Here is a 26,495-nt window from a genome sequence, read left to right as displayed (position 1 = left end):
CAGTTTTCGACGAGGTAATTTGCCCGCTGCTGTTTCGGTGCTTAGGGTCAGGACCCTAAAGGACCATCGGACAGTTCAACCGGAGTGAGAAGAGATGGACAGCCCTCAACGCATCGAAACCGAAGCCTCGGGCGGCTGCCAGTGCGGGGCGGTGCGCTGGCATGTCACCGCGGTGCTCGACACGTCGCACATCTGCCACTGCCGGATGTGCCAGAAGGCCGCCGGCAATTTCTTCGCGGCGCTGATCGGGGTGCCGCGCGACGCGCTGACGTGGACGCGCGGGAGCCCGGCGACCTTCAACAGTTCGGACAAGGCCGCACGCGGCTTCTGCCGCGACTGCGGCACGCCGCTCACCTATGACTATTTCGACAGCAAGCACATCAACCTGACGACGGGCTCGTTCGACGAACCCGCGAAGTTCGCGCCGCGGATGCAATTCGGCGTCGAAGGCCAGCTCCCCCTCTTCGCCAACCTGCCGATCAGCGCGGAAGGCACCACCGAAGAGACGATGAGCAGCGTCGCCAGCGCCATCCGGGCGAGCAATCGCCAGCATCCCGACCACGACACCTCGCACTGGCCCTCATAATTCGTCGAGCGCCTCCCCGCCGCCTGTGATCTCTCCCTCATGGCTTTGGGGACGGCTTGCGAATTGCGGTCGCGCAGATTTTTGCAGGTCCGCGCGCAGCAGGAAGCTGGGTCGGCGTCCAGAACGCGTTTGGCAATGTGTCGGGGACCGTCGGTCCGATTATCACCGGACTGATCGTCGATTATCTTGGTGGCTACGCCTATGCCTTCGCGGCTGCGCTCGCCGCGCTCGGCGCCCTGCTCTGGTGGGCGCTGATCCCCGAAATCCGCATCCTCGACATATGAAACCCGCACTGGCGAATCCCGGCAGGCGCGACTAGAGCCGCCGCATTCCAGCCATCCACGGAGCGCGCCCATGACCCCCACCGCCAAAATCCTGCTGCTCGGTTCGGGCGAACTCGGGCGCGAGTTCGTGATCTCGGCAAAGCGGCTAGGCTGCCATGTCGTCGCGTGCGACAGCTATGACGGCGCGCCCGCCATGCAGGTCGCCGACGCGCGCGAGGTTTTCTCGATGCTCGACGGCGACGCGCTGCGCGCCGCGATCGAAAAGCACCAGCCCGACCATATCGTGCCGGAGGTCGAGGCGATCCGTACCGAAATCCTCGCCGAGGTCGAGGCCGGGGGCTTCCATGTCGTCCCGTCGGCGCGCGCGGCGCAGCTGACGATGAACCGCGATGCCATTCGCGATCTTGCCGCGAGCGAGCTCGGCCTGAAAACGTCGACCTTCGAATATGCAACGAGCCGCGAGGAACTCGCCGCCGCCGCCGCACGCATCGGCTTCCCGCTGGTTGTGAAGCCGGTCATGTCCTCGTCGGGCAAGGGGCAGAGCACGGTCGGGGATGCCGACGGTGTTGACGCCGCGTGGGACTATGCCGCCGCAGGGATGCGCGGCGACCGGCTGCGCGTGATCGCCGAAGCCTTCATCGACTTCGACTATGAAATCACGCTGCTGACCGTCCGCCACAAGGATGGCGTGTCGTTTTGCCCGCCCATCGGCCACCGGCAGGAACGCGGCGACTATCGCGAAAGCTGGCAGCCCGCGGCAATGTCGGGGGCGGCGCTGCAATCGGCGCAGGATATGGCAACCAAGGTGGTCGACGCACTTGGCGGCCACGGCATCTTCGGGGTCGAATTTTTCGTGAAGGGCGACGAGGTCATCTTCTCGGAGCTTTCGCCCCGCCCGCACGACACCGGGATGGTCACGCTGATCTCGCAGGAACTGTCGGAATTCGACCTTCACGCCCGCGCGATCCTCGGCCTGCCCATCCCCGCGATTGTCGCGCCCGACGCCAGCGCCAGCGCGGTGCTGCTCGCCGACCGCGATGCTGAGGATTTCGCGATCACCGGTCTCGCCGACGCGCTGACCCCGCCGAATGCCCAGACCGCGGTCGACGCCCGCATCTTCGGCAAGCCCGTCACGCGCCCGTATCGCCGCATGGGCGTCGCGCTGGCGAAAGTTGCGGGCGGCACCACCGACGACGCGCGCGCCGCGGCAGTTTCCGCGGCAGCAAGGCTGGCTATCGCATATCGGGGATAAGGTCACCTGCTGCAACGACCGGAAGCGACAGGTTGCGGCCATAAGATCCTCCCTGTCGCGCAGCGATGGGGAGGTGGCAGCGCGAAGCGCTGACGGAGGGGCTTTCGCGCCGACGTCGCGGCCCACCACTCGCTTCGCGAGCGGTCCCCCTCCCCATGGCTGCGCCACAGGGAGGAGCTTGCGACTGCTCCCCACCCCAAAGCAGACACCGCCTTCAAACAGGCCTTTCCTATTTTATCCCGTTGTGCCAGCCTTCCTACCGCTCTTTCATCGATCGGACAGAAGCGATCGAACTTGCGGCCGCCGCGAGGCGTGCGAGGCGCTTCCGGGCCAAAATGGGGAACGCATAAGGCTGAACTTTCCTGAACTTTGGAATTCCGGCGCACGATGGAGAAAGACGGCATGACGGATAGCCGCCCCCGAAACAGACATTCGAGACGGCCCGTCGGCGCCTCGCGCCGACACAGCTAGGCCGCCCGCGCCGCCGCTGCTACACCGCCGCCATGTCCGAGAAGAATCATCTCTATCTGGTCGATGGCTCCAGCTACATCTTCCGCGCCTATCACCGCCTGCCGCCGCTGACGAACCCGAACGGGGTGCCGGTCGGCGCGGTTTACGGCTATACGACGATGCTGTGGAAGCTCGCGAAGGACCTCAACGACGCCGACGGGCCGACGCACCTTGCGGTCATCCTCGACCATAGCAGCCAGTCGTTCCGCAACGAAATCTACGACCAGTACAAGGCGAACCGGCCCGAGCCGCCCGAGGATCTGCGCCCGCAATTCCCGCTGATCCGCGACGCGACCCGCGCTTTCTCGTTGCCGTGCATCGAGATGGAGGGGTTCGAGGCCGACGACCTGATCGCCTCCTACGCCGAAGCCGCGGTGCGCGAAGGCTGGGACGTCACCATCGTGTCCTCCGACAAGGATTTGATGCAGCTGATCCGCGAACCCGCCGACGGCCCGCACGTCGACATGCTCGACACGATGAAGAATGTCCGCCTCGGGCTGGCGGCGGTCGACGAGAAATTCGGCGTCACCCCCGACCTCGTCGGCGACGTGCTCGCGCTGATGGGCGACAGCGTCGACAATGTCCCGGGCGTGCGCGGTGTGGGACCGAAGACGGCGACCAAGCTGATCCAGGAATATGGCAATCTGACCGCCGCGCTCGACGGCGCCGAAACGATGAAGCCGAGCAAGCTGCGCGAAAATCTGATCGAGCATCGCAGCATGGCCGAACTGTCGCGCATCCTGGTCGACCTCAAGCGCGACGTGCCGCTGCCCGATCCGCTCGATTCGTTGAAGCTCGGCGCGATCCCGCCCGCGCCGCTGAAAGCCTTTCTCGACGAGCATGGCTTCCGTTCGCTCTCGGCCAAACTCGACAATGGCACGACACCGAGCGGGCCGCCGACGTTGCCGCGCGCGAACGGAACGCCTGCACCCGCGGCTCCCGTCGCCCCGTCGACGCCCGCCCTGCCCGCATGGCCGACGATCGACCGTGCGCGCTATGAAACGGTGACGACGCTCGATGCGCTCGACCGCTGGATTGCCGAGGCGCACGCGGCCCATGTCGTTGCGGTCGACACCGAGACGGCGAGCCTCGACAGCGTCACCGGCGACCTCGTCGGGGTCAGCCTGTCGACGGGCGCAGGCAAGGCCTGCTACATCCCGCTCGGCCACGGCGGCACCGACATGTTTGCCGAAAAGCCCGCGCAGATCCCGATGAAGGAGGCGCTCGCGCGGCTCGGCGCGCTGTTTGCCGACGATGCGGTGCTCAAGGTCGGCCACAACCTCAAATATGACATCGGCGTGCTCGCGCAGCATGGGCTGACCGTCGCGCCCTATGACGATACGATGGTGATGAGCTTCGCACTCGACGCGGGCAAGCACGGTCACGGCCTCGACGAACTGTCGAAGCTGCACCTCGACCATGTCTGCCTGTCGTTCAAGGAAATATGCGGCGCCGGCAAATCGCAGATCAGCTTCGCCGAAGTGCCGCTCGACCGGGCGACCCAATATGCCGCCGAGGATGCCGAGGTGGCGTGGCGGCTGTGGAAGCTGCTGAAACTCCGTCTGCCGCTCGAAGGCGGGACGCGCGTCTATGAAATGGTCGACCGCCCGCTCGCCGCGATCGTCGAGGGGATGGAGCGTGTCGGCATCACCGTGAACCGCGACTATCTGGCGAAGCTGTCGGCTGAATTTGCAAGCGAGATGCTGCGCATGGAAGGCGAGATTCACGAACTCGCGGGCCAGCCCTTCACCATTGGAAGCCCGAAGCAACTCGGCGAAATCCTGTTCGACAAGCTCGGGCTCAAAGGCGGGCGCAAGGGCAAGTCGGGCGACTGGTCGACCGACCAGAGCGAACTCGAACGGCTCGAACGCGACGGGGTGCCGATCGCGCGGAAGATCCTCGAATGGCGCCAGCTCGCGAAGCTCAAATCCACCTATACCGACGCCCTGCAACAGCAGATCAACGCGAAGACCGGCCGCGTCCATACCAGCTACAGCCTGGTCGGCGCGCAGACCGGGCGTCTATCGTCGACCGATCCGAACCTGCAGAATATCCCGATCCGCACCGAAACCGGCCGCCAGATTCGCGACGCCTTCATCGCCGCACCGGGCAAGGTGCTGATCGCGGCCGACTATAGCCAGATCGAACTCCGCCTCGCGGCGCATATGGCCGATGTTCCCGAACTCAAGGCAGCCTTTGCGCAGGGACAGGACATCCACGCCGCCACGGCGATCGAACTGTTCGGAGAGGTCAATCGCGACACGCGCGGCAAGGCCAAGACGGTCAATTTCTCGATTCTCTACGGCATTTCCCGCTGGGGCCTCGCGAACCGCCTCGAGATCACGCCCGACGAGGCGCAGGCGCTCATCAGCCGCTATTTCGAGCGCTTCCCCGGCATCTCGGACTATATCACCGACACGCTCGAAACGACGCGGGCGCGCGGCTACACCGAGACGCTGTTCGGGCGGAAGACCTGGTTCCCGCGCATCAAGGCGCCGAACCAGAACGAACGCGCGGGCAGCGAGCGCGCCGCGATCAACGCGCCCATTCAGGGCACCAGCGCCGACCTGATCAAGCGCGCGATGGCGCGGATGCCGAAAGCGCTGGAGTACGCAGGCCTCGCCGAAGTCAAGATGCTGCTCCAGGTCCACGACGAACTCGTCTTCGAGGCGCCCGAAGACAAGGCCGAAGCCGCGGGCGACGTGATTCGCCGCGTCATGACGGGCGCCGCCGAGCCCGCGCTGACTCTGTCGGTCCCACTCGAGGTCGAGGTCGGCATCGGCAAGAGCTGGGGCGAAGCGCATTGATTTACGGATGAACTTTGCATTGATCGACGAAACGAGTTGAGGCAGGCCGCGTTTTGGGGGCGCGATCATCGGGATCGCCGCTATCGGGGGTCTTGGGGGCGGAATGATCGTCGGCATCGATTTGGGTACGACCAACAGCGCAGCGGCAATCTTTGAAAATGGCGAGACACGGCTGATCCCCAACGCATTGGGCGATCTGCTGACGCCATCGGCGGTCGCGATATTGCCCGACGGCACGACACTGGTCGGCAAGCCCGCGCTCAATCACTGGGTGCTGAAACCGGCCGAGGCGGTCACCAGCTTCAAGCGCTTTATCGGCACCAACCGGACGATCAAGATCGGCCGCTACGCCTTCAAGGCGGAAGATTTGTCGGCGATCGTGCTGCGCAGCCTGAAAGAGGATATCGAGGCCGCGACCGGGCGGGAGGTGACCGAGGCGGTCATCACCGTTCCCGCCTATTTCAACGACAAGCAGCGCAAGGCGACGCGCCGCGCCGGCGAGCTCGCCGGTCTGAAGGTCGCGCGGTTGCTCAACGAGCCGACCGCGGCCGCGCTCGCCTTCGGCATCGCCGACAAGGAGGATCGCGAACCCTTTCTGGTCTTCGACCTCGGCGGCGGCACTTTCGACGTGTCGATCGTCGAGATGTTCGACGCGATCGTCGAGGTGCGCGCCTCGTCGGGCGACAACCGGCTTGGCGGCGACGATTTCACCAACGCAATCGTCGCGCACTGGACTCAAAAACACGACTTCCCTTCCGATGTCCGGCGGAACCTGCTCGATGCACGGCTGTTCCAGGTCGCCGACATGGCGCGGCGGATACTGACCGACCATGCCGAAGCCAGCGTCAGGCTGACGCTTCCCGAACGGCAGTTCGACCTGTCGATCAGCGCCGACGAATTCGAAGGTCTCTCCACGTCGCTGCTCGCGCGCCTGCGCGATCCGATCCTTCGTTCGCTGCGCGACAGCAACCTGCGCATCGAGGCCTTGAGCGACATTGTCCTCGTCGGCGGAGCGACGCGGATGCCGATCATCCGCAAGGCGATCACCAAGATGTTCGGGCGCTTTCCGAACCACCTCGTCCATCCCGACCATGCGGTGGCTATCGGCGCGGCGATTCAGGCGGGGCTCGTCGCACGCAACGCCGCGCTCGACGAAGTGCGGCTTACCGACATCTGCCCCTTCACGCTCGGCATCGAGGTCACCGAACATGACAGCCATGGCCGGCTGCGCGCCGGCCTCTTCTCGCCCATAATCAGCCGGAACAGCCCGACGCCGATCAGCCGCACGAACAGCTATTCGTCGATGTCGGACAACCAGACGCACATCAAGCTGAACATCTACCAGGGCGAATCGCGAGAGGTCGCGAACAACATCCTGCTCGGAACGATGGAGTTTCCGATCCCGAAAAAGCCGGCGGGCCAGGTATCGATCGATTGCCGTTTCACCTACGACAGTTCGGGACTTCTCGACGTCGACGTCACGATTCCCGAAACCGGCGAGACGCGATCGATGCTGATCGCCGACGACAGCGAGACGTTGACGGCCGAACAGATCGAAGAGCGGCGCGAACAACTCGCGGCGCTCAAGACGCACCCCCGCGACGTCGCGGAAAACCAGTATGTCGTCGGATGGGCGGCGCGCCTCTACGAAGAATTCATCGACGAGCGGCGCGAGCATATCGGGCGGATGCTGCTCCATTTCGAGGGCGTGCTCGAAACCCAGGATCCGCGCGCGATCGAGGAGGCGCGCGGAGCGATGACGACCGCGCTGCAGGAAATCGAACAGGACCAGCGGCTGTGAGCACGACCCATTGGCCGTGGACCATCCTCCAGATCGCGCCCACCGAGGATCGCAAGGCGATCCGCGAGGCCTATTCACGCCTGCTGAAGGCGCTCGATCACGAGGCGGAAACCGAGGCCTATATGGACTTGCGCCATGCCCGCGATGCGGCGCTGTCGGGCGAATTCCTCCACCCGCCAGAGGCCTTTGCGGACGGGGAACCGGACGATTTCGGTCTTGGCGATCCCCTGCCCGAAGGGGCCATTCCGGCCGACGAAGCGCCGCCCGCCGAACCCGAAGCCAAGCCGGTGTTTACCGTCGAATACAGCGAGGACGACGACAAACGCTTTCAGCGCATCGTGGACCTGTTCGTCGCCGAAAACGATCTGACGCGCGAGGAATCGCTCGAGCTTCGTCAGCATCTCGACATACTCTTTGCCGACGACCGGATGGGCGATCTGGGTCACTATGCCCGGGTCGAAGCCTGGCTTGCGCAATTGCTGGCCGAGCGCTATCCGCGCGGCGCCGATCTGTTCCCCCGCATATCGGCCTATTTCAACTGGGAGGACCGCGTCCACGAACTCGGCATCCATCCAGCCATCCCCTGGCTCTTCAACGCCCATGACGGCCTGCGCGTGGTGCGCGAACTGAACACCCCCGGCCACGCCTACCATCGCGAATGGATCGAACTCGCCAAGGGCAAGCCGCAGGGAATGCTGTGGACGCGCGTGGTCGACAAGTCGCGCATGGGGAACCTCATCGCGACGATTCGCCGCGACTATCCCTGGCTCGAGCAGGAGCATTGGCAACCCGGACTCGTCGCCCGCTGGGAAAAGAAAGCGGCGGGCGGCAACGTCAAGGGCCCCGGTGTCTGGACCTGGATCGGGCTTGCCATCTTCGCGCTTTCGATGCTGTCGCAGATCGTCGGCGACGACCAGCCGGGGATCGATCACAACCCCGCCGCGCTCGCGGCTCTGGAAGCGGCGAACGCCGACAAGCATATCGCAAGCTTCATCGCCAGCTTCCCGAAAGCGGCCGCCGACGGCCGCTCGCTCGAAACGCTCCGCGCCAGGAGCCCCAAGAGTTTTTCGACGCTGCAGCGGTCCGCCAACATGCCCGAATCGCTGACCGAGGAAGCTGGCCGCGCGATGATGCGCGACATTGCGGACACCTATTATCTGGTCATCGATAACCTGCCGTATGAAGCACAAGTCGCCGACGCGCGATTTCGTGCGGCGGAGATCGGGCGATTGCGGGAGCAGCCGCAAGCCTGCGCGGACTTCATCCGCAATCCGAGGATATTTCTGCGACAGAGCCGGAACATCGACAATATTTCGCCCGATTACCGTTACCGGATGTTCTCGGTGGTCCATGATGAATATGATGATCGCGAGTGGCCTTTGGTCCACAAGCAGGCGACGATTCCGGGCGATGTGATCGGAAAATTGATCAAGCGATCGGGCGTGCCCGAGCAACGGGTTCGCGACGTCCTGAGCGGCCGGAGCGCGTCCGAAGCCGATATTTGCCGCACGATTGGCAGTTTCTACGAGCTGTTGACCGAAATTCCTGCCATGGAGGCAGGCAAGATTCTGCCCGCCTTCCTGTAGAGCGCCTGGTCCGGAGCCCGTCTTGTGTTCGCAATATTGTCCGCCCTTCTCGTCGCCGCCCTTTCCGGTGCCGGCATTGAGGACACGACGTCATCCGGCGTCGGCGAGCCGTCTGTCCGAACGGCTTCCCCCGCGATCGCCGACACCGACATCCGCGAATATGCTGCGGTTGCGGGGCGCAAGGTCGCCGGGCGGCCGGTCGGCGGCCCCTATCCGACCGCCGACAAGGTGTTGCTGATCGCCCGCGACGCAAAGGGCTATCCATCGATCGCTGGCAGCTTCGGCCTTCCCGTCAAGCAGCCGCTGCGGCCGCCGCCCGAAGGAACTCTCGCCGTCATCCGCCTGCACCAGCGGTCGGAAACCGTCGTCCCCGGCCCGACCGCCGATGACCTCGCCTTCGTCGTCGCCAACCGGCTGCCGCTGTTCGTGATCGGCGAATGGGCCCGCCCCGCGCCGATGTGGGAGGTCGCCTGGGTCGATGGCGCCGTCCGTTATCGCACGATCGGGGACATCGGCGAAATCGGCCCCTGGCAGGATTAGCCGGGCTTCATCCAGGCGCCGGGCCGAAGCGATTGGGACCGTCGGTCCCGGCGCGCCCCAGCTCGATCGCCAGCCAGACAAGCAGCAGTCCGGCGACGATCGCCGGCCAATCGGGGCCGTGCGCCGACGCATTCGCCTGCGTCATCCAATCGATCATCGACGCCGGATTACCGGGCTGGCGTTGCATTTTTTCCATCAGCGCCGGCATCCGCTCGACCGCCTCGGCCGTGCGGCGCGCCTGCCCCAGCCCTGTCGCGAACAGGCCGAGCGGCAGGATCAGCGCCCACCAGCCCGCGCGTCCCCGATCGTGCAACCGGCGCGCCGTCGCCGAGAGCAGCAGCAGCGCGCCGATCAGGACGATGCCGATACTGGCGTAGGCCGCGCTGGCCATGCCCTTCATCTGGCTCTCCAACATCTTCCGGCTCGCCGCCGCATCGCCCGGCGCGTTCGCCGCGAGAACATCCGTCGAGGGAAGGACCAGCACGATCTGCATCGCGAACTGCAGGACGATCAACGGGCCGAAGACCAGGGCGACGAAGATCCAGAAATCCAACCGGCCGTCGCGGCCGCGTGCGCTGAAAAGCCTCCCAAACCCGCGCTGCGAAATCCGTCCAACAGAAAAATCCGCCATATCCGACCCCCGCTTTCGCGCCAGTCTATCGACCGCGCGGACGGGTGCCAATCGCCCAACCGCCCCGAATTGGCGGCAAACGGCCCGCTATTCCGTCAAAGAGACCCGCAGCCTCTTTCCCACTTGCCCCGCACCAACTATGACAGCGCAATGACATCCCGCTGGCATTTTTGCGACAGCGGCGACGAAAGGCTTTCATGACGACGACCCCGGCGGCCACCGTGCCGACCCGCATCCAGCAGAATATCCTCGCGCGCAGCGAACGCCGCCTGCTCAACTGGATCTGTCCCCGCCTGCCCCATTGGGTCACGCCCGACCAGCTCACTGCGCTCGGTTTCGCGGGCGCGGTGCTCGTCGCGGCCGGCTATATGTTGAGCTGGATCGAGAGCGAATGGCTCGCGCTTTCGCTGGTCGGATATGTCGTCAACTGGTTCGGCGATTCGCTCGATGGCAGCCTTGCGCGCTGGCGGCGAATCGAGCGGCCCTCCTATGGCTATTTCCTCGACCACAGCGTCGACGCGGTCGGCACGCTGCTGATGATCGGCGCGATCGGCGCGAGCCCCTATATGCGGTTCGACGTCGCGCTGATGGCGGTGATCGGCTATTTCCTGCTGTCGATCCACACCTTCCTCGCCGCGAAGGTCGTTGGCGAATTCCGCCTGTCCTACATGGCCGGGGGGCCGACCGAATTGCGGCTGATGCTGATGGCGATGACGGTCGCGATGCCGCTTGTCGGGGGGCACAAAGTTCTTGGCAGCAGCTTTTCGGCCTTCGACCTGTTCGCGCTGGTCGTCGCGAGCATCCTCGTGACGCTGTTCGTCGTCCAGAGCCTGGCGACCGCAAACATGCTCCGCAAACGCGGCGTCTAGAAAGCCCTAGGGCCGCAGGCGCGCTTGGGGATAAGAACCGAGCAGGCGCAGCGATTTTGTCTGGAAGTCGAGCTCCTCGAGCGCGCGGTCGATGCGTTCGTCGCCCGGCGCGCCGACGATATCGGCATAAAATTTGGTCGCCGCGAAGCTGCCGCCGACCTGATAGCTTTCGAGCTTGGTCATATTGACGCCGTTGGTCGCGAAACCGCCGAGCGCCTTGTAGAGCGCGGCGGGAATATTCTTCACCTCGAAGACGAAGGTCGTCATCAGCGGCACGCCCGCCGGCGGCTCGGCCAGCGGCTCGCGCGCCAGAACGACGAAGCGCGTCATATTGTGATCCGCATCCTCCATCCCCGTTCCGTGCAACGTCAGCCCGTACAGTTCGGCGGCGTGCGGCGGCGCCAGAGCGGCGAGCCCGACTTCGTCGCTGTCGGCGACCCACGCGGCGGCGCCCGCGGTATCGCTGTGCGCGATCGGGGAGATATTATTCGCGCGCAGCCATTTTCGGCACTGTCCAAGCGCCTGCTCGTGGCTCATCGCGCGGGTCACGGGACCGAGATTGCGGCTCATCAGACCATAGCGGATCGGCAGGAAATGCTCGCCGACGATGTGCAGGCCGGATTCGGGGAGCAGGAAATGGATGTCGGCGACGCGGCCGTGCAGGCTGTTCTCGATCGGGATGATCGCGCGGTCGACCCTGGCATCCCGCACCGCATCGATCGCGTCCTCGAACGAATAGCAGGGCAGCGGCAGCGAAGCGGGGTCATATTCGCGCGCGGCGAGGTCGCTGTTCGCACCGGGGGCACCCTGAAAGGCCAGCCCGCGCGCCGGATCGGCGAGCGCGGCCGCCTTCATTTCGTCCACCAGATGCTGCGCCGACGCCGTGTAACTGCCCATGACCGCCCTTCCCAACTGCGCCGCGGCGCATAGCGAGGCATGCGAGCGCGCGCAACCGGCGCTGCGTGCGATTTCATCCCCTTGCGCCGCGCACCATGCCCCAGTAAGGGAGCGACCAAATCATATCACGCGCCCGAGGGCGGGCGGCAAGCGAACGGGGCTGCAAGCATGGACAATCGCAACAACACAATTGCCGGCTGGGTATTGTTCGCCGGCATTTGCGCACTGGGCCTGACGATCGGCTCGGGCATGGTGTTCGCCAGCCACGATCCCCACAAGCCCGGCTATCCGATCGAGGATGCCGAGGGCGGCGAAGGCGGCGGCGCGTCGGCTGTTCCGCTACCCAACCTGCTGGCCGCAGCCGATGTCGCCAAGGGCGAGGCGGTGTTCGCCAAATGCGCGGCGTGCCACACGATCAATCAGGGCGGCGCCAACGGCATCGGCCCCAACCTCTATGCGACGATGGGTGAACCGATCGGCCAGGGCAAGGGAGGCTTCGCCTTTTCCGACGCGCTCAAGAATGTCGGGGGCACCTGGGACTTCGAAAAGATGGACCATTGGCTGACCAGCCCGCGCAAGTTCGCCAACGGCACCAAGATGTCGTTCGCGGGCCTGTCGAACCCCGAAGACCGCGCCAACCTGATCGTCTATCTCAACGCGCAGGGCTCGAACCTGCCGCTGCCCGCGGCCGAAGCCGCTCCGGCTGCCGACGCGGCCGCTGCCCCTGCCGACGCCGCCAAGGGTGCCGAAGGCGCGGCCGCCGCGCCCGCTGCTCCGGCCGAAGCGAAGAAGTAATGCGCATCGCGCCCGTCCTGCTGGCGGGCGCGTTGCTGCTTGCCGGATGCGCCAGGAGCGAACCGTCGGCCGACACGTCGAGCGCCGACGCGGCTTCTGCCGAAACCGCCGCTCCCGCGGTCGAGCCGACCGCCGCGATGGGCGAGCAGGTCTTCAAGCGCTGCGTCGCGTGCCACACGATCGACAAGGGCGGCGCCAACGGCATTGGTCCCAACCTCCACGGCGTCGTGGGCCGCGCGGTCGCGGCGCATGAAGGCTTCTCCTACTCCTCGGCCCTGAAGGCGAAAGGCGGAACCTGGGATGCCGCGCACCTCGACCAGTTCCTTGAAAGCCCGATGAAATACGCCCCGGGCACGCGCATGGCGTTCGCGGGCGTCATCGACGCATCCGATCGCAAGGCGCTGATCCTGTATCTGGAAAGCCAGAAATAGAGCCAGATCCTCCCTGTGGCGCAGCCATGGAGAGATACAAGGTGGCAGCCCGCAGGGCTGACGAACGGGCGTTGGCGCGGCGTCGCTGGCCCCCTCCACCACTCGCTGCGCGAGCGGTCCCGCTAGCGCTGCGCGCCGTCTGCGACTCCCCCATCGCTTCGCGACGGGGAGGATTCTTATTCGACCAGCGGCCTCGCCGTCCTGCCCGCCATGATCGCCGCAACTCCGCCGACCAGCAGGCACCCCGACAGAATCGCCAGCGACGGTTGCAACGACAGATCGCCGTAAGCCGGCGTGAACGCCTTGCTGACATAGCCAGCCACCGTACCGCCGAGGCCGACCCCGGCAAGCCCGATGAACATGTTGATCGTCGCCGACATCATGGCGCGCATCTGAACCGGCACCTGCGCAAAGCAGAGCGCGATGATCGGCCCGAGGTGCAGCGTCATCATGAACTTCACCACAACGAAGCAGGCGAGCGCCAGCCAGGCGTTGCTGGTCAGCGCGAAACCGACGCCGAAGGGAAAAGAGAGGAGCAGGCCGATCCCGGCAAACCAGCCGTTGAAGCGAGGATTCGCCTGGCCATATCTGTCGCTGACCCAGCCCGCCACGAGATTGCCAATCACCAGCCCCGCGGCCATCGCGCCACCGAGCCAGAAGCCGGTCTCGGTCTTATCCAGCCCGTGTACGCGCTGAAAGAAGGACGCGCCCCACAAGATGAAGGCGAAACCGGTGAGCGGGACCATGCAGAGAAGTAGCCCGACCCAGCGCAGCGACGGGTTCGACGCCATCGTGCGCAGTACTTCGCCAAGGGTCGTCTGCGGCGGCAGTGCAGGCCCCACGATACCGCGGCGGCGCGGTTCGGCGGCGAGCAGATAGACCAGCAGGCCGAGGCCGACGCCGGGCAGACCGACGATCAGGAAGACCGTGCGCCAATCATACCATTGCGAAAGCCATCCCGCGAGCGCGAGCCCACCCGAGAGGCCGACGGCGTTGGCGGCAAGCATGACCGAGATGACCGTCGTGCGGCGATCCTTGGGGAAGATATCGGTGAGCAGCGACATGCCGGCGGGGCCAGCGCCCGCCTCCGCCGCGGCGAGACCGATGCGCGCGAGGAGCATCTGCCAGAAACTATGGGCGAAGCCGGACAACGCAGTCGCGAGGCTCCAGATCGACACGCAAACCGCGATCACGAGCCGCCGGTCGCCGCGGTCGGCGTAGCGCGCGATCGGAAAGGCGGCGATCGCGTAAAAGGCGGCAAAGGCTATGCCGGTGAGCAAGCCGAGCTGGCCGTCATCGAGACCGAGCTCGAGCTTGATGTCGTCCTGGAAGAGCGTGAAGACCTGGCGATCGACATAGCTCAGGATCGCAACGATCACGAGCAGGCCAAGCGTCAGACCACGGCGACTGGAAGCTTCCGACGTCATGTTGTTCCTTTCCCGGAAAAAAAGAGGGAGGGTCCGGCCAGGCCGTCCCCTCCCCATTGCTCCGAGGAGCGCCCTGTGGTCCCTAGAATTCGACGCTGGCGGTCACGCCATATGTGCGCGGTTCGTTGTAGGTCGCCGAGATATATCCGACCGGCGCAACCAGCTGGTTTTGAACATATTCGCGCTCGTTGGTGATATTGCGCGCAAACACGCCGATCTCGAACCGGTCGAGAAACTCGACCGAGGCGCGCGCTCCGAGCAGGCCGAGCGCCGGCCCGGTGGTCGCAGCGACGATCGCGTTATTCTCGGGATTGGGCGCATAGTTGTAGATGTCGAGCGGCACCTTGCTGCGCCACGAATAATCGACGTGAAGGTTGATCCGCGCGCTGTTTCCGACGGGCGTGGTATAGTCCGCGGCGAGCGAATATTGCTTCTTGAACACACCGCTGAACCGTTCGAACGAGCGGTCGCCGGTCAAATCCGAATAGCGGACATATTTCGGATCGACCAGCGCGCCGGACGCCTGGACGGTGAAGCCTTCGAACAGCACGGCGGTCAGTTCGGCCTCGAGGCCGCGAATCCGAGCCTTGCCCGCGTTGCCGAGCAGCGTCGCGGTGCCGGGGACGGTCGCCGGGGGTACGGGTGGGACGGACACCAGCGTCGAACGCTGAATGCCGTTCACGTCGCTCGTATAGGCCGCAACGTTCAACCGCACGCGATTGTCGAGAAACTCGCCCTTGAAACCGACTTCGTAAGAGTAGGCGACTTCGGGTGCGAAGGGGATGAACGAAGCCGTGTTCGGCGCACGGAGATTCTGTCCCCCCGACCGGAAACCTTTGGCGGTCTTGGCATAGACAAGGATATCGTCGTTGAGCTTGTAATCGACGCTGGCCGTATAGGACCATCCGCCGAAGCTGTCGCGGCGCTTGAAGGCGCACTGGATCGGATCGACGATCTCGCCGGCACTGAATGCCGGAACGCCGGCAACCACCGCGCATGTCGTCAACCCACTGGTGCGGTTGAAATTGTTGCTGCGCGTTTCGAGCCCCTTGTCGTCGACCGAATAGCGCAGGCCGCCGGTCAATGACAGCTTGTCGTTGAGATGCCAGGTCGCCTGGCCATACACGCCGATGCTGTCGTTATCGATATAGCCCCAGAAATGCGACGTCACCGGATTGAGGGCCGGTACCGTGATCGAGATCGACTGGTCAAAGCCGTTTTCATGGAAGACGAACGCGCCCGCTGCAAAGTCGACGGCGTCGCCGAACATCTTGCCGGTGAACTGGAGTTCCGCCGATTGCTGCTTCAGCTCCTGCTGGCTTTCGGTGAAGTGGATCGGGTAGGCCGAACCGTCGAGATCGAAGCCGGCGTTGGCGCTGACCTTGCGATAGCTAGCGATCAGTTTCGCCTGACCGAAGCTGGTGTCGAGCGCACCCGTAAAATTGTAGGTCTGCGTCTTGGCGTAGACATAGGGGATCTCGTTGTTGGCGGTGATCCGCCCCCCCGCCGCAAGCCGCGCCGCTTCCGTCGCGAGAATCGCAAGGCCGGGCGCCGTCGCGCTGGCCGGCGGATTGCCGTTCAATATGCCGACGAATGTTCCGCTGGTGGCGGCGGTATTGTAGGTCGAATTGGCGCCGCTGAACGCCCGCGTCGTATAAACGAGATTGCGGCTCGGCGCAGCCTCGTCCATCTTGAAATATTCGCCCGAAAACAGAAGGCTGAGGTTATCGGTCGGCTGGATAAGCAGCTTGCCGCGCGCCTGCCAGCGGTCGCGGTTGTCGAGCTTGAGACCGTCGAGATTGCCGCCGACCGGGCGCCGCGCGACGGCGGTGGTGACCGCAGTCACCGCGCTGGCCGTATTTGCCGGAACGCTGTTCGTCGTATAGCCGTCGCGGCTGAATCGCTTGCCCGCAAGACGGATCGCGACCTTGTCGCCAATCGGGATGTTGACGACCGCCGTCGGCTCGAACTCGTTGAAGCGCCCGTAGGTTGCCGACAGTTTGCCGCTGAATTCGCCGAGCCGCGGGTCGTTGGAGTTGATCAGCATCGCGCCGCCGGTCGTGTTGCGCCCGAACAAGGTACCTTGCGGCCCCTTGAGCACCTGGACCGAGCTGATATCGAGCAGGGTTGTGTTGAGGCCGTAAGCGCGCGCCCAGTAAACGCCGTCGACATAGGTGCCGACCGAGGGGTCGAGCGTCGCAAGCGTGTCGTTCTGAAACTGGCCGCGGAGCGCAACGGTGATGCCGGCGGGGCTGTTCGACCCCGAGCGGATATAAAGTCCCGGGGTGAAGTTCGCGATATCCTGGACACGGATAGCGCCCTGAGCTTCCAGGCTCTCGCCGGTAAAGGCGGTCACCGCAACGGGAACATCCTGCAGATTTTCATTCACCTTGCGCGCCTGGACAATGATGTCTTCGAGACCGATGGTTTCGTTCTCGGCTGGCGGCGGAGGGGCGGCTTGCGCGAATGCGGGTGCCGATGACAAGGCAATCGCCGTCAGCGAGACCGCGGTGAGCATCCGGAACGAATCGCGCTTCTGCTTGAAATTCATGGTCAACATCCTCCCCGCGAGGCTTCATACGTCCTCGCTACGTCAGTTATATAACTAGGTCTAACAAGATAGACAAGTGAATTGCGCTTTCCGTTGCGGAACGCGTGCGATTTCGCGCTTCAATCCGGCGCTTTGGGTAATAATCGTGCGAGGGCGGGCGCGTCGGCAAGGGCGCGCAGGACATCATTGAGATGGGTGCAGCCGAGCGTGCCGGCGAGCGTATCGAGAACTGCCTGCCTAAAATCCGCGACATTCTGGCCGACCATCCGCGCCGCTTTCATCGAGGCACCGGGGCATTCGCGGAACGGCAGGATCAGCGGCAGGGCCTGAAGCGAAAGCAGGGTTTCGCTCGCCTCGTCGATCTCCGCATAGACCCGATACTCGTGGATCGCGGTCCGCGTCCCTTGCGGATTGGGCCCGCTGTCCTGAAAGCCCGCGTCGACCTTTAGCACGCCTTCCGCGCGCCAGATGTCGATGCGACGCGCGCGCCTTGCCTGGGGGCGGGTGCCCTGTTCAGCCATGGTGTGCCAGCCGACCGGATCGTTCGGGTTGACGAGCGGACCGACCTCGGTCGATGATTGATGCGCATGGTCGACGCCGCCACCTTCCGTCAGCGAACTCGCGCCTTCGGTAAAGCCGGTGCAAATGTTGAGCATCCGTCCCTTGTTGCCAGCGGTCGATTGCGTGCCCTTGCTCCGCATCGCCGCCTGCCAGTCGTCGATCCAGCGCGACCATATCCAACCGGCGACGAGGCTGGCGCCCGCGAAATCGTCGAGGAGTTGAAAGGTCGGCGTACCGCGGATGTCGCCCAAGGTCGCGGCGAGCGCGTGGCGGCTGGCCCCGCCCGCGCGCACCCCGACCATGTCCTGAAGCCGCGGGTGATCGGGCGTCGCCGATATTTCGAGTATCTCGCGGATCGGTGACGTCCGGATGCGAAAGTCGCCGCGGGCGAGTTCCACTGCTTCGCCCGTGAAAGAGGTCAGTAGATCGCGAGCGCGCCCGGCCATGACCCATGCCTGGCCGAAGCCATCGGGCCAGTCGGAGTCGATCGAAGTCGTGCGCCGGATCGAGCCCGGACGACGCTCCGGCGCCGGGCCCGCCGACTGCCGTGCAAAGGGAAATTGCTGGGGAGCGTTCAAGACCTTGATCCTATTTGGGCGGCATACGGATGGCGCCATCGAGCCGCAGACTCTGACCGTTGAAATAGCCGTTGCGGACAAGCTCCAGCACCAGCGAACCGAACTCTTCGGGATGACCCAGACGCTTGGGGAACGGCACGGATGCCGACAGCCCCTCGAAAATCGCCGGGGCGCGATCCTTGACCGCGAGCATCGGCGGTGTTGCGAAGATGCCGGGCATGATCGAATTGACGCGGATGCCAAGGTCCATCAGATCGCGCGCCAGCGGCAGGACGAGCCCGTTGACCCCGGCCTTGAGCGAGCCGTAGCCGACCTGCCCAATCTGCGCATCCTGTGCCGCGGCCGAGGCCGTGAGGATGATCGCGCCGCGCTCGCCATCGTCGTTCAGCGGCTCGGCATTCGCCATGCCGAGCGCCGACAGCGATGCCAGCCGGTAGCTGGCGATCAGGATGCCCTGTGCGGAGAAGGCGTAGTCTTCGGTCGAGTAGCGGACATAGCCGCCCGTCGCCTTGTCGTAACGGACGGTCTTTCCGCCCTTCGATATTTGCGCGCAGTGGACGAGCACCCGCTCCTGGCCGTGTGCGGCGCGCGCGGCCTCGTACCCCGCGACGACACTGTCCTCGCTGATGATATCGACCTTGCAGAAAATCCCCCCGATCGCGTCGGCGACCGCCTTGCCGCCCTCTTCATTGACGTCGAAGATCGCGACTTTCAGTCCCGCGGCCGCGAGCGCTTCGGCACTGGCGCGGCCAAGGCCCGAGGCGCCACCAGTGACGACTGCAGCCAAATTCTTGTCGAGTTTCATGCCCTTGCTTCCTTGCTTTCAGATTATTGCAAAACTTCAAGATTGCCGCCATCGACGATCAGCACCTGACCGGTGATGAACCCGGCACGATCCGAACAGAGGAACGCCGCGGCGGCCGCCATATCCTCGGGCGTGCCCATTCGCTGGACGGGCCACGCGCTGACGCGCGCGGCGATATGGTCTTCGTAGGTCTGGCCTTGGGCCTCGGCGATCTTCGTAAACACCTCGCGGAATTGCGGCGTCGCGATCGCACCGGTGCCCAGCGTGTTAACGGTAATGCCGAAGGGACCGAGTTCGGCCGACAACGTCTTCGAGAGCGCCAGCGCGCCGACGCGGTAGGTGTTCTGCGCCGCGCGCGGGAGCTTGCGGTGCGGCGCCTTGACCGAATTGGTGCCGATGGTCAGGATGCGGCCCCAGCCCTGCTCGCGCATATGCGGAAACACCGCCTGCACGGCCCAGCGGAACGCCATGACATTGTTGTTGTTCGCGGCGAAAAAAGTCTCGTCGTCGACGTCGAGGAAAGCCCCTTTGGGGCCGGAGTCGACGTTGAAGATCAAAATGTCGGGTGCCCCGAACGCACCGGTCGATGCGCTGACCGCCGATGCTATCCCGTCCCTGGTCGTGCAATCAGCGGAGATGCCGGCGACCTGTCCGCCTGCCGCTCGCACCTCGGCAACCGCAGTATCGATCGTCGCCTGCGTCCGCGCGGCGATCACGGTCTTGCAGCCTTCGCGTGCGAACTCGTGCGCGCAACCGAGCCCGATACCCTTCGATCCCCCGAAGACGAGCGCAACCTTTCCGGCAATCCCGAGGTCCATCAGGGCGCCTTTCCCTGCTGGAGCTTGAGTCGTTCCTGCAAGATGCCGTTGCGACCCGACGACGCCGCGACCGTCGAGCCGCCGTCCATCTTGATCGTCGTGCCGGTGATATAGTCGGACTTTGCCGAGGCGAGGAACAGGCAGGCGTGCGCGATATCGGCCGGCGTACCCGCGCGGCCGACGGGCACGGTAGCACCATAAGCGGCGAGGCCCTTGTCGCCGAGCACGGCTTTGGCGCGGTCGCTGGCGACGAGGCCCGGATTGATCGCGTTGACCGTGATCCCCTCGCCCACGACGTCGCCGGCAGCGGCGCGAATGAAAGCGTCGAGCGCAGCCTTCGCCATGCCATAAGCGGTCATGTTGGGAACGACGTTGAAGGTGCCGTTGATCGAACCGATCGCAATGAATCGCCCGCCGTCCTTCGCGTCGGCGAGATGGGGCCGCGCGGCGTCGAGCAGCCACCAGGCGGCTTTCGCGATGCTCGCAAAGCCCGCTTCCAGACGCTCGTCGTCGACATGGCCAACCCCGCCATGCGGAATGTCGGCCGCGGCGTGGACGATGATGTCGACGGTGCCGAAGGCTTGCACCGTGGCTTCGACGAGCGCGCGGCAATTGGCGTGACGCGCGATGTCGGCGGCGAAGCATTCGGCGGCGCCGCCTGCCTTTTCGATCTCGGCCTTCACATCCTCGGCGTAGGATATGGTTCGCGCGCCGAGCATGACCTCCGCGCCTGCTGCCGCGAAGGCCTTGGCGATCCCGCGCCCGACGCCGCGCCCGCCGCCGGTGACGATGACCGACTTGCCGCTGAAATCTTCCATCACGACGCTCCTTCGAACAGGGACTGCAATCCCGGCGCGGATGGTTTCATCGAAGGCGTGCGCGGAAAGTCGGCAACGTAGCGGATGTGTACCGGCACCTGATACGCGATCAGCCGCTCCCTTAGCCACGTCTTGAGAACGTCGACCTCCGGTTCGGCGGCGCCGTCCTTGAGGATGATTGCCGCCGCGGGCACGGCGCCGAGCCGCGCGTCGGGTACGCCGACCACCGCGGCTTCGCGCACGGCGGGATGATCGTTGATCGCACGGACGACATCGTCCGGATGGATCTTGAACCCCCCACGGATGATCGCGTTGTCGGCGCGTCCCCGGATATAAAGAAAACGATCGGCGTCGAGCACCGCGCGATCGGTCGTGCGCAGCCATTGCATGTCGTTGTCAAGCTGGCGCCCCTTGAGCTCGAGCAAGCCCTCGGTCCCATGGGGCAAGACCGCGCCGCTTTCCGCATCGACGACGCGCGCCTCGATATCGCCGTGGACGCGGCCGACGGCGCCGCGCTTTTCCGCCCACAGCCGGCGAAAATCGTCGATGGTCCACCCGGCAATCGCACCGGCGAATTCGGTCGCTCCATAATTGCCGCAAATCGGGATGCCATATTTGGCGAGAAAGGCATCGACGAGATCGGGTGAAAGCGGCGCGGTGCCCGAGATGAGCGACTTGAGGCTCGACAGGTCCGCAGGGTCGACATCGGCGTCGAGCAGCATCCGCACCGCCGAAGGGACTGCGGGCGCGACCGCAGGACGGTTGCGCTTCACGGCAGAAACCCACGCCTCGACGGTAAATTTTTCCAGGAGCGCGATCTTCCGTCCCGCCGCGAGCGCCCCGATGCAGCCATAGATGCCGCCGATATGGGTGAGCGGATTGACGATCATCGTACAACCCGAGTTGAGCCTCGGCGGGTCGTCGAAGCTGCGGCCGCGCTCATATTTTGTGAAACCGCGAAAGCTCGCATCGAAGGAGTCGCGGCTCAAGGGGACGCGTTTCGGCGTTCCCGTGGTGCCGCTGGTGAGCATTTCGATCGCGACGCCGGGTGAAGTCTGCACTTCGGCGCGCCTGTCGCTCGGGACGACTCGCGCGCCGTCGAGGCGCGCGCCGATCTCGACGACGGCCGAGCCCGCGCGCTCAAGCGCCTCCGCGACGCCGGGCCGAGCGAGGTCGGTCGCGTCGGCGATGACGACGGGAAGCCCGAGCCCTTCGATGTCCGCGAACAGCTTTGCGTCGGGCAGGATGGGATTGAGGGTAACGAGGCAGCGGTCGGTCGAAAGCACCGCGACGATCGCGGCGACATGGCCGGGACGGTTGCGCAGCATCACGCCAACGCGCGTATCCGCGGGCAGTCCCATCGTTTCGAGCGCATTCTCGATCGCGCGGACAGTCTCGGCGATTTGTCGCCAGCTATAGTCGTGCCCCTCAAAATCGATCTCGGTCCGATCCGGATCGAGCGCCATGATCGCGCGCAGCTTTTCGGTCATCAACGCCATCAGAGCGCAAGGCCTCCGCTCGCCTCGATGATCTGACCGGTGACCCAGCGCGCATCGTCGCCGAGCAGCATCATGACCGCGCCCGCGATGTCGTCAGGCTCGCCAAGGCGTCCCATCGGCGTGTGTTTCGCAGTGGCCTCGTCCCAACCGGGCGTTTCGCGCAGCGCGGTGATGAAGTCGGTGGCGACTGCACCGGGCGCAATGCAGTTGCAGGTGATCTGGCGCTTGGCGACCGCGAGCGCGGTAGAGAAGGTCAGGCTCTGCACCGCGCGCTTGGTCATCGCATAGGCGGCGGCGAAGGGTTGGCCGACCTTGCCCGACATCGACCCGATATTGACGATCCGCCCGCCGTCGCGCAGCCGCGGCAGCGCGGCTTGCGTGACAAAATGCGGACCCTTCACATTGACGGCGAACAATTCGTCGTACAGCTCCTCGCCCGCCCCCTTGAGCGTACCGTCGCGCCCGCCGCGGCCGACGCCGGCATTGTTGATCAGAAAATCGAGATTTGGGGGGCCGCCGAACTGCGCATCGCACGCCCTGAACAGCGACTCGATCCCCGCGAGCGTCGAAACGTCGGCCTGCACCGCGAACGCCTTGCCGCCCGCCGCGACGATCTCCGCCGCGAGCGTCTCGGCCGCCTCCTTGCTGCCGGCGTAGTTGATCGCGACATGCGCGCCCGCGGCGCCGAGTCGCCGCACGACCGCGGCGCCGATGCCGCGCGAACCGCCGGTGACCAGCGCGGTCTTGCCTTCGAACATCCGCTTTCTCTCCATCTCCCTGTCGCGACATAATTGACCTAGTTATATAACTCGTGCAAGACCTATATCGAAATGCTGTTGGGAGAAGCACGGCCATGGCCGATCGGATCTTGAGCGAGCGCGACGGTTCGCTGCGCATCATCACGCTGAATCGCCCCGAGCGGCACAATGCGATGGACGACAGCATGTCGGCGCTGTTCCAGCAGCTCGTTGGCGAGGCGCTTGACGAGACCGCGTCGAACGCAATCCTGATCCGCGCAACCGGAAAAAGCTTCTGCTCAGGGCGCGACACCAATGTGCTGGGCCAGCGCGCGCGCGACGAAAGCGATTTCCATTTCGTCCGCCGCCACCAGGAAGGCCGCCTGCGGATGCAGGAATCGACCAAGCCGATCATCGCGGCGCTGAAGGGGGGCGCTATCGGCGGCGGGTGCGAACTCGCGCTCGCCGCCGATATTCGGATTAGCGACACGACGCTGAAGATGGCGTTGCCCGAGATCCTGTACGGGGTACTCCCCGATACCGGCGGGACGCAGATGATGACCGCGCTGATCGGCCCGTCGCGAACCAAATATATGGTGATGACCGGGCAGAAGATCGACGCTGCGACCGCGCTGGAATGGGGCGCGGTCGATTTCGTCGTCGAACCCGATGACCTCGACGCCCGGGCGCTGGCGGTCGCGCGCGATATCGCCGCCAAACCGCCGATCAACCTCGCGATGGCAAAGGAAATGATCAACCTGATGCACGGTGCGACGATCCGCACCGGCACGCGCGCCGAGCTTTATGCGCAAAGCTATCTGTTCAAGACCGACGATTATCACGAGGCCCGCGCCGCGATCCGCGAGAAGCGCGCGCCGCAGTATAAAGGCAAATAGATGGCCCTCCCCGCCCCGCCTCCGCTTGGCGCGAAAGCGCTGCCCGATGGGACCTATGCCGGACAGGTTGTCGCCGTGACCGGCGGCGGCACCGGGCTGGGCAAGGGCATGGCGGTCGAATTTGCCCGGCTGGGCGCCAAGATCGCGGTGCTGAGCCGCAAGCCCGAGCATCTCGAAGCCGGGCTCGCGGCGATCCGCGACGTCGGCGCCGAGGCGATCGCCGTCGCGTGCGACGTGCGCGATCCCGACGCTGTCGCGACGGCGTTCGACGCGATCGAGGCGAAGCTTGGACCGGTCGACGTGCTGATCAACAATGCAGCAGGAAATTTCCCCGCGCCGGCGGAAGAAATGACGCCGAACGGGTTTCGCACCGTCGTCGATATCGTCCTCAACGGCACCTATAACTGCAGCCGCGAATTTGCGATCCGGAGACTCGCGGCGGGGCTGCCCGGCGCAATCCTGAATATCGGGGCGACCTATAGCTGGGCGGGCGGACCGGGCACCTCGCATTCGGCGGCGGCGAAGGCGGGCGTCGCCAACCTGACGCAGAGCCTCGCGGTCGAATGGGCACCCGACGGCATCCGCGTCAATTGCATTGCGCCCGGGCGTTTCCCGCATGAAGATCTGCCCGACCATATGACGCGCCACCGCGTCGGCGAGCGCGGCGACAACACGATCCCGGGAATGCGCGTCGGCGAGGTGCGCGAACTCGGTTGGGCAGCGACCTTCCTCTGTTCGCCCTATGCGACCTATATCAGCGGGCACACGCTGGTCGTCGATGCCGCGAACTGGCTGCGGCGGTCCTTGGTGATGCCCGAATTCGTGCCGATCCGCGAGCAGTTCGGCAAACGCGCACGCGAAAGCGGCACGGCGGCGGCGGCAATCGCCAAAACGCGGGGAGACGTGGCATGAGCGAAGCGCTCGTCCTGCGGCACGATGCTGGCGGCATCTGCACATTGACGCTGAACCGGCCCGCCCAGCGCAACGCGATCAACCGCGAGCTGTTTCGCGAATTCCGCGCGCATATCCGCGATATCGAAGCCGATGGCAGCGAGATCGGCCTGATCGTCGTGACGGGCGCGGGGGGGCATTTCTGCGCCGGCCATGATCTGAAGCAGGCGCCGCACGCCGATGCGCTCGGCTGGCTGCGGCAGGAGATGCTGATCCTCGAACGTCTGACCAAGCTGCCGCAGCCGGTGATCGCGAAGGTGCGCGGCAGTTGCTACACCGGCGGGCTGGAATTCGCGCTCTCGGCCGATTTCATCGTGTGCGACGCTAGCGCGCGCTTCGCCGATACGCATGGCAAATGGGGGCTGGTTCCGGGCTGGGGCCTGTCGCAGCGCCTGCCGCGCCGCGTCGGTCAGGCGAAGGCGCTGGAGATGATGCTGACGTGTCAGCCCTATACTGGCGAGCAAGCCGCCGCGATGGGGCTCGCCAACTACTGCGTCGCCGATGACGAACTGGATGCCAAGGTGTCAGAGCTCGCCGCGCTGATCCTCGGCAACAGCCGCCACAGCAATGCCGAGAACAAGCGGCTGGTTTACGACACCGACGGCATGGCGCTCGGCGCGGGGCTGAACCACGAACTGATGCGCAATGCGGGCTTTGACCCCGCGATGCGCAAGAAGGGCGAGCCGATCGGCAACGCGAAAAAGGCCGATTGATGGACATCGGCTTTTCCGTCGAAGAGACGCGCTTTCGCGAGGAGTGCCGTGACTGGTTACACGCCAATGTGCCCGCAGAAAAACGCCCGCTCGACGCGGCCGACGCGATCGGTTTCGACAAAGCGTGGCAGCGGCGGCTGTTCGACGCCGGCTGGGCGGGGATAAACTGGCCTGCCGATTATGGCGGCCGCGGACTGTCGATCGTCCAGCAGGTGATCTGGCTGGAGGAATATGCAAAGGCGCACGCCCCATGGATCGGCGCCAATTTCGTCGGGATCAACCATGGCGGGCCGACGCTGATCCTGAACGCGAGCGAAGAGCAGAAGGCCTATCACCTGCCCCGCATCCTGAAGGGCGAAGCGATCTGGTGCCAGGGCTTTTCGGAGCCGGGCGCGGGCTCCGACCTCGCCGGCATCAAGACGCGCGGGCGAATCGAGGGCGACGAATTGGTCGTCAACGGGTCGAAGATCTGGACAAGCTTTGCGCATGTCGCCGACTGGCAGGAACTGGTGCTGCGGACCGAGGAAGGGTCGCAGCGGCACGCCGGGCTGAGCTGGGCGATCTGCGACATGCATGCGCCGGGGATCACAGTGCGGCCGATCAAGAAGATGTCGGGGCAGACCGAGTTTGCCGAGGTCTTTTACGACGATGTCCGCATTCCGCTTTCCAATGTCGTCGGCGGGCTCGGCAACGGGTGGAAGGTCGCGATGTCGACGCTGAGCTTCGAGCGTGGAACGGGCTTTATCGCCGAACAGGTCAAGGCGGGGCAGGAGATTGCCGAGCTGGTCACGACTGCGCGCGCGAACGGAATGATCAAGGACGACCGCATCGCCGACCAGTTGTCGCAGATGCGCGCCGAGGTCGCGGCGCTGCGCGCAATGACCTACCGCAATATTTCCGAAGTCGTGCGCACCGGGCAACCGGGGCCCGAAGCGTCGGTGATCCGGCTGTTCACCTCCGAGCTCGGTCAGCGGCTCGAGCGGATGGCCGTGCTGTTGATGGGCGAGGACATGATCGACTTTGCCTATGGCGACGACAATGCGGTGCAGGATTATCTCCGCGGTTTCGCCGCGACGATCGCGGGCGGCACGGCGCAGATCCAGCGCGACATCATCGGCGAGCGCTTGCTCGGCCTGCCCAAGTCGAGGTGAC

24 protein-coding genes are annotated in these 26,495 nt (G+C 65.2%); 14 read left to right on the top strand and 10 right to left on the bottom strand.

Annotated features, from left to right (window positions below; all coding sequences use genetic code 11):
* Nucleotides 1-94 precede the first annotated feature (94 nt).
* The 7 genes from J1N50_RS01070 (at nucleotide 95) to J1N50_RS01040 (ending at nucleotide 9,366) form a co-directional block, all read left to right on the top strand.
* Nucleotides 95-586, top strand: coding sequence for a GFA family protein (locus J1N50_RS01070; RefSeq protein ID WP_215349345.1), 492 nt, complete (start codon nucleotides 95-97; stop codon nucleotides 584-586).
* Between the two features lie 56 nt (nucleotides 587-642).
* Complete coding sequence (locus J1N50_RS01065) at nucleotides 643-870, top strand: hypothetical protein (RefSeq protein WP_215349342.1); 228 nt, start codon at nucleotides 643-645, stop codon at nucleotides 868-870.
* A 70-nt stretch (nucleotides 871-940) separates the two neighbouring features.
* Entirely contained in the window at nucleotides 941-2,122 is a 1,182-nt protein-coding gene (purT, locus tag J1N50_RS01060; RefSeq protein WP_215349340.1) for a formate-dependent phosphoribosylglycinamide formyltransferase, read from the top strand.
* A 503-nt stretch (nucleotides 2,123-2,625) separates the two neighbouring features.
* On the top strand, nucleotides 2,626-5,439 hold the full coding sequence (polA, locus tag J1N50_RS01055) for a DNA polymerase I (protein ID WP_215349337.1): 2,814 nt from the start codon (nucleotides 2,626-2,628) through the stop codon (nucleotides 5,437-5,439).
* A 103-nt stretch (nucleotides 5,440-5,542) separates the two neighbouring features.
* Nucleotides 5,543-7,240 (top strand): Hsp70 family protein, encoded by a 1,698-nt coding sequence (locus J1N50_RS01050; protein WP_215349334.1) that lies wholly within the window; start codon nucleotides 5,543-5,545, stop codon nucleotides 7,238-7,240.
* On the top strand, nucleotides 7,237-8,826 hold the full coding sequence (locus J1N50_RS01045; RefSeq protein ID WP_215349331.1) for a hypothetical protein: 1,590 nt from the start codon (nucleotides 7,237-7,239) through the stop codon (nucleotides 8,824-8,826). Before J1N50_RS01050 ends, J1N50_RS01045 begins: the two co-directional genes overlap by 4 nt.
* Nucleotides 8,827-8,850: 24 nt before the next feature.
* Nucleotides 8,851-9,366 carry a hypothetical protein gene (locus J1N50_RS01040; RefSeq protein ID WP_343227821.1) on the top strand — a complete coding sequence of 172 codons (516 nt, stop codon included), beginning with the start codon at nucleotides 8,851-8,853 and terminating at the stop codon, nucleotides 9,364-9,366.
* 7 nt (nucleotides 9,367-9,373) lie between these two features.
* Here J1N50_RS01040 and J1N50_RS01035 read toward each other — a convergent pair whose 3' ends face one another.
* A complete protein-coding gene (locus J1N50_RS01035; protein ID WP_281414793.1) occupies nucleotides 9,374-9,997 on the bottom strand; it encodes a DUF805 domain-containing protein in 624 nt (207 codons plus the stop codon).
* Between the two features lie 197 nt (nucleotides 9,998-10,194).
* Between J1N50_RS01035 and J1N50_RS01030 the strand changes: the two genes are divergently transcribed.
* Nucleotides 10,195-10,866, top strand: coding sequence for a CDP-alcohol phosphatidyltransferase family protein (locus J1N50_RS01030; protein WP_215349324.1), 672 nt, complete (start codon nucleotides 10,195-10,197; stop codon nucleotides 10,864-10,866).
* A gap of 6 nt (nucleotides 10,867-10,872) precedes the next feature.
* On the opposite strand, the gene J1N50_RS01025 is transcribed toward J1N50_RS01030, so the two are convergent.
* Nucleotides 10,873-11,763 (bottom strand): prephenate dehydratase, encoded by an 891-nt coding sequence (locus tag J1N50_RS01025; RefSeq protein WP_215349322.1) that lies wholly within the window; start codon nucleotides 11,761-11,763, stop codon nucleotides 10,873-10,875.
* A gap of 168 nt (nucleotides 11,764-11,931) precedes the next feature.
* Here J1N50_RS01025 and J1N50_RS01020 point away from each other — a divergent pair, with 168 nt between their 5' ends.
* Together J1N50_RS01020 and J1N50_RS01015 are read left to right on the top strand one after the other, a co-directional pair.
* Entirely contained in the window at nucleotides 11,932-12,558 is a 627-nt protein-coding gene (locus J1N50_RS01020; protein WP_215349320.1) for a c-type cytochrome, read from the top strand.
* Nucleotides 12,558-12,989 (top strand): c-type cytochrome, encoded by a 432-nt coding sequence (locus J1N50_RS01015; protein ID WP_215349318.1) that lies wholly within the window; start codon nucleotides 12,558-12,560, stop codon nucleotides 12,987-12,989. The genes J1N50_RS01020 and J1N50_RS01015 overlap by 1 nt, the downstream gene beginning before the upstream one ends.
* Before the next feature lie 176 nt (nucleotides 12,990-13,165).
* Here the strand turns inward: J1N50_RS01015 and J1N50_RS01010 are convergent, their stop codons facing one another.
* From J1N50_RS01010 to J1N50_RS00975, 8 genes are all read right to left on the bottom strand, one after another.
* Nucleotides 13,166-14,416 (bottom strand): MFS transporter, encoded by a 1,251-nt coding sequence (locus J1N50_RS01010; RefSeq protein ID WP_215349316.1) that lies wholly within the window; start codon nucleotides 14,414-14,416, stop codon nucleotides 13,166-13,168.
* Between the two features lie 82 nt (nucleotides 14,417-14,498).
* Entirely contained in the window at nucleotides 14,499-16,967 is a 2,469-nt protein-coding gene (locus J1N50_RS01005) for a TonB-dependent receptor (protein ID WP_215349314.1), read from the bottom strand.
* Between the two features lie 119 nt (nucleotides 16,968-17,086).
* Nucleotides 17,087-18,106, bottom strand: coding sequence for a DUF2889 domain-containing protein (locus J1N50_RS01000; protein ID WP_215349312.1), 1,020 nt, complete (start codon nucleotides 18,104-18,106; stop codon nucleotides 17,087-17,089).
* Nucleotides 18,107-18,116: 10 nt separating this feature from the next.
* Nucleotides 18,117-18,911 carry an SDR family oxidoreductase gene (locus J1N50_RS00995; protein ID WP_215349310.1) on the bottom strand — a complete coding sequence of 265 codons (795 nt, stop codon included), beginning with the start codon at nucleotides 18,909-18,911 and terminating at the stop codon, nucleotides 18,117-18,119.
* Nucleotides 18,912-18,934: 23 nt separating this feature from the next.
* The gene (locus J1N50_RS00990) at nucleotides 18,935-19,729 is read right to left on the bottom strand and encodes an SDR family oxidoreductase (RefSeq protein WP_215349308.1); all 795 of its coding nucleotides are present in this window, start codon (nucleotides 19,727-19,729) and stop codon (nucleotides 18,935-18,937) included.
* Nucleotides 19,729-20,547: an SDR family NAD(P)-dependent oxidoreductase gene (locus J1N50_RS00985; protein ID WP_215349306.1), complete on the bottom strand. Its 819-nt coding sequence runs from the start codon at nucleotides 20,545-20,547 to the stop codon at nucleotides 19,729-19,731. The genes J1N50_RS00990 and J1N50_RS00985 overlap by 1 nt, the downstream gene beginning before the upstream one ends.
* The gene (locus J1N50_RS00980; protein ID WP_215349303.1) at nucleotides 20,547-22,037 is read right to left on the bottom strand and encodes a class I adenylate-forming enzyme family protein; all 1,491 of its coding nucleotides are present in this window, start codon (nucleotides 22,035-22,037) and stop codon (nucleotides 20,547-20,549) included. Before J1N50_RS00980 ends, J1N50_RS00985 begins: the two co-directional genes overlap by 1 nt.
* An 8-nt stretch (nucleotides 22,038-22,045) precedes the next feature.
* Nucleotides 22,046-22,804 carry an SDR family NAD(P)-dependent oxidoreductase gene (locus J1N50_RS00975; RefSeq protein WP_215349299.1) on the bottom strand — a complete coding sequence of 253 codons (759 nt, stop codon included), beginning with the start codon at nucleotides 22,802-22,804 and terminating at the stop codon, nucleotides 22,046-22,048.
* A 95-nt stretch (nucleotides 22,805-22,899) separates the two neighbouring features.
* On the opposite strand from J1N50_RS00975, the gene J1N50_RS00970 reads away from it, so the two are divergent.
* The 4 genes from J1N50_RS00970 to J1N50_RS00955 are packed head-to-tail and all read left to right on the top strand — an operon-like array spanning nucleotide 22,900 to nucleotide 26,494.
* Nucleotides 22,900-23,679, top strand: a complete 780-nt coding sequence (locus tag J1N50_RS00970; RefSeq protein ID WP_215349297.1) for an enoyl-CoA hydratase/isomerase family protein — start codon at nucleotides 22,900-22,902, stop codon at nucleotides 23,677-23,679.
* Nucleotides 23,680-24,591, top strand: a complete 912-nt coding sequence (locus J1N50_RS00965) for an SDR family oxidoreductase (protein ID WP_215349292.1) — start codon at nucleotides 23,680-23,682, stop codon at nucleotides 24,589-24,591.
* Complete coding sequence (locus J1N50_RS00960; RefSeq protein WP_215349289.1) at nucleotides 24,588-25,343, top strand: enoyl-CoA hydratase/isomerase family protein; 756 nt, start codon at nucleotides 24,588-24,590, stop codon at nucleotides 25,341-25,343. Before J1N50_RS00965 ends, J1N50_RS00960 begins: the two co-directional genes overlap by 4 nt.
* Nucleotides 25,343-26,494 (top strand): acyl-CoA dehydrogenase family protein, encoded by a 1,152-nt coding sequence (locus J1N50_RS00955; RefSeq protein WP_215349286.1) that lies wholly within the window; start codon nucleotides 25,343-25,345, stop codon nucleotides 26,492-26,494. The genes J1N50_RS00960 and J1N50_RS00955 overlap by 1 nt, the downstream gene beginning before the upstream one ends.
* Nucleotide 26,495: the final 1 nt, after the last annotated feature.

This window comes from Sphingopyxis soli, assembly GCF_018682675.1.
Lineage (GTDB): Bacteria > Pseudomonadota > Alphaproteobacteria > Sphingomonadales > Sphingomonadaceae > Sphingopyxis > Sphingopyxis soli.
This window is presented reverse-complemented; position numbering and strand designations above follow the sequence as displayed.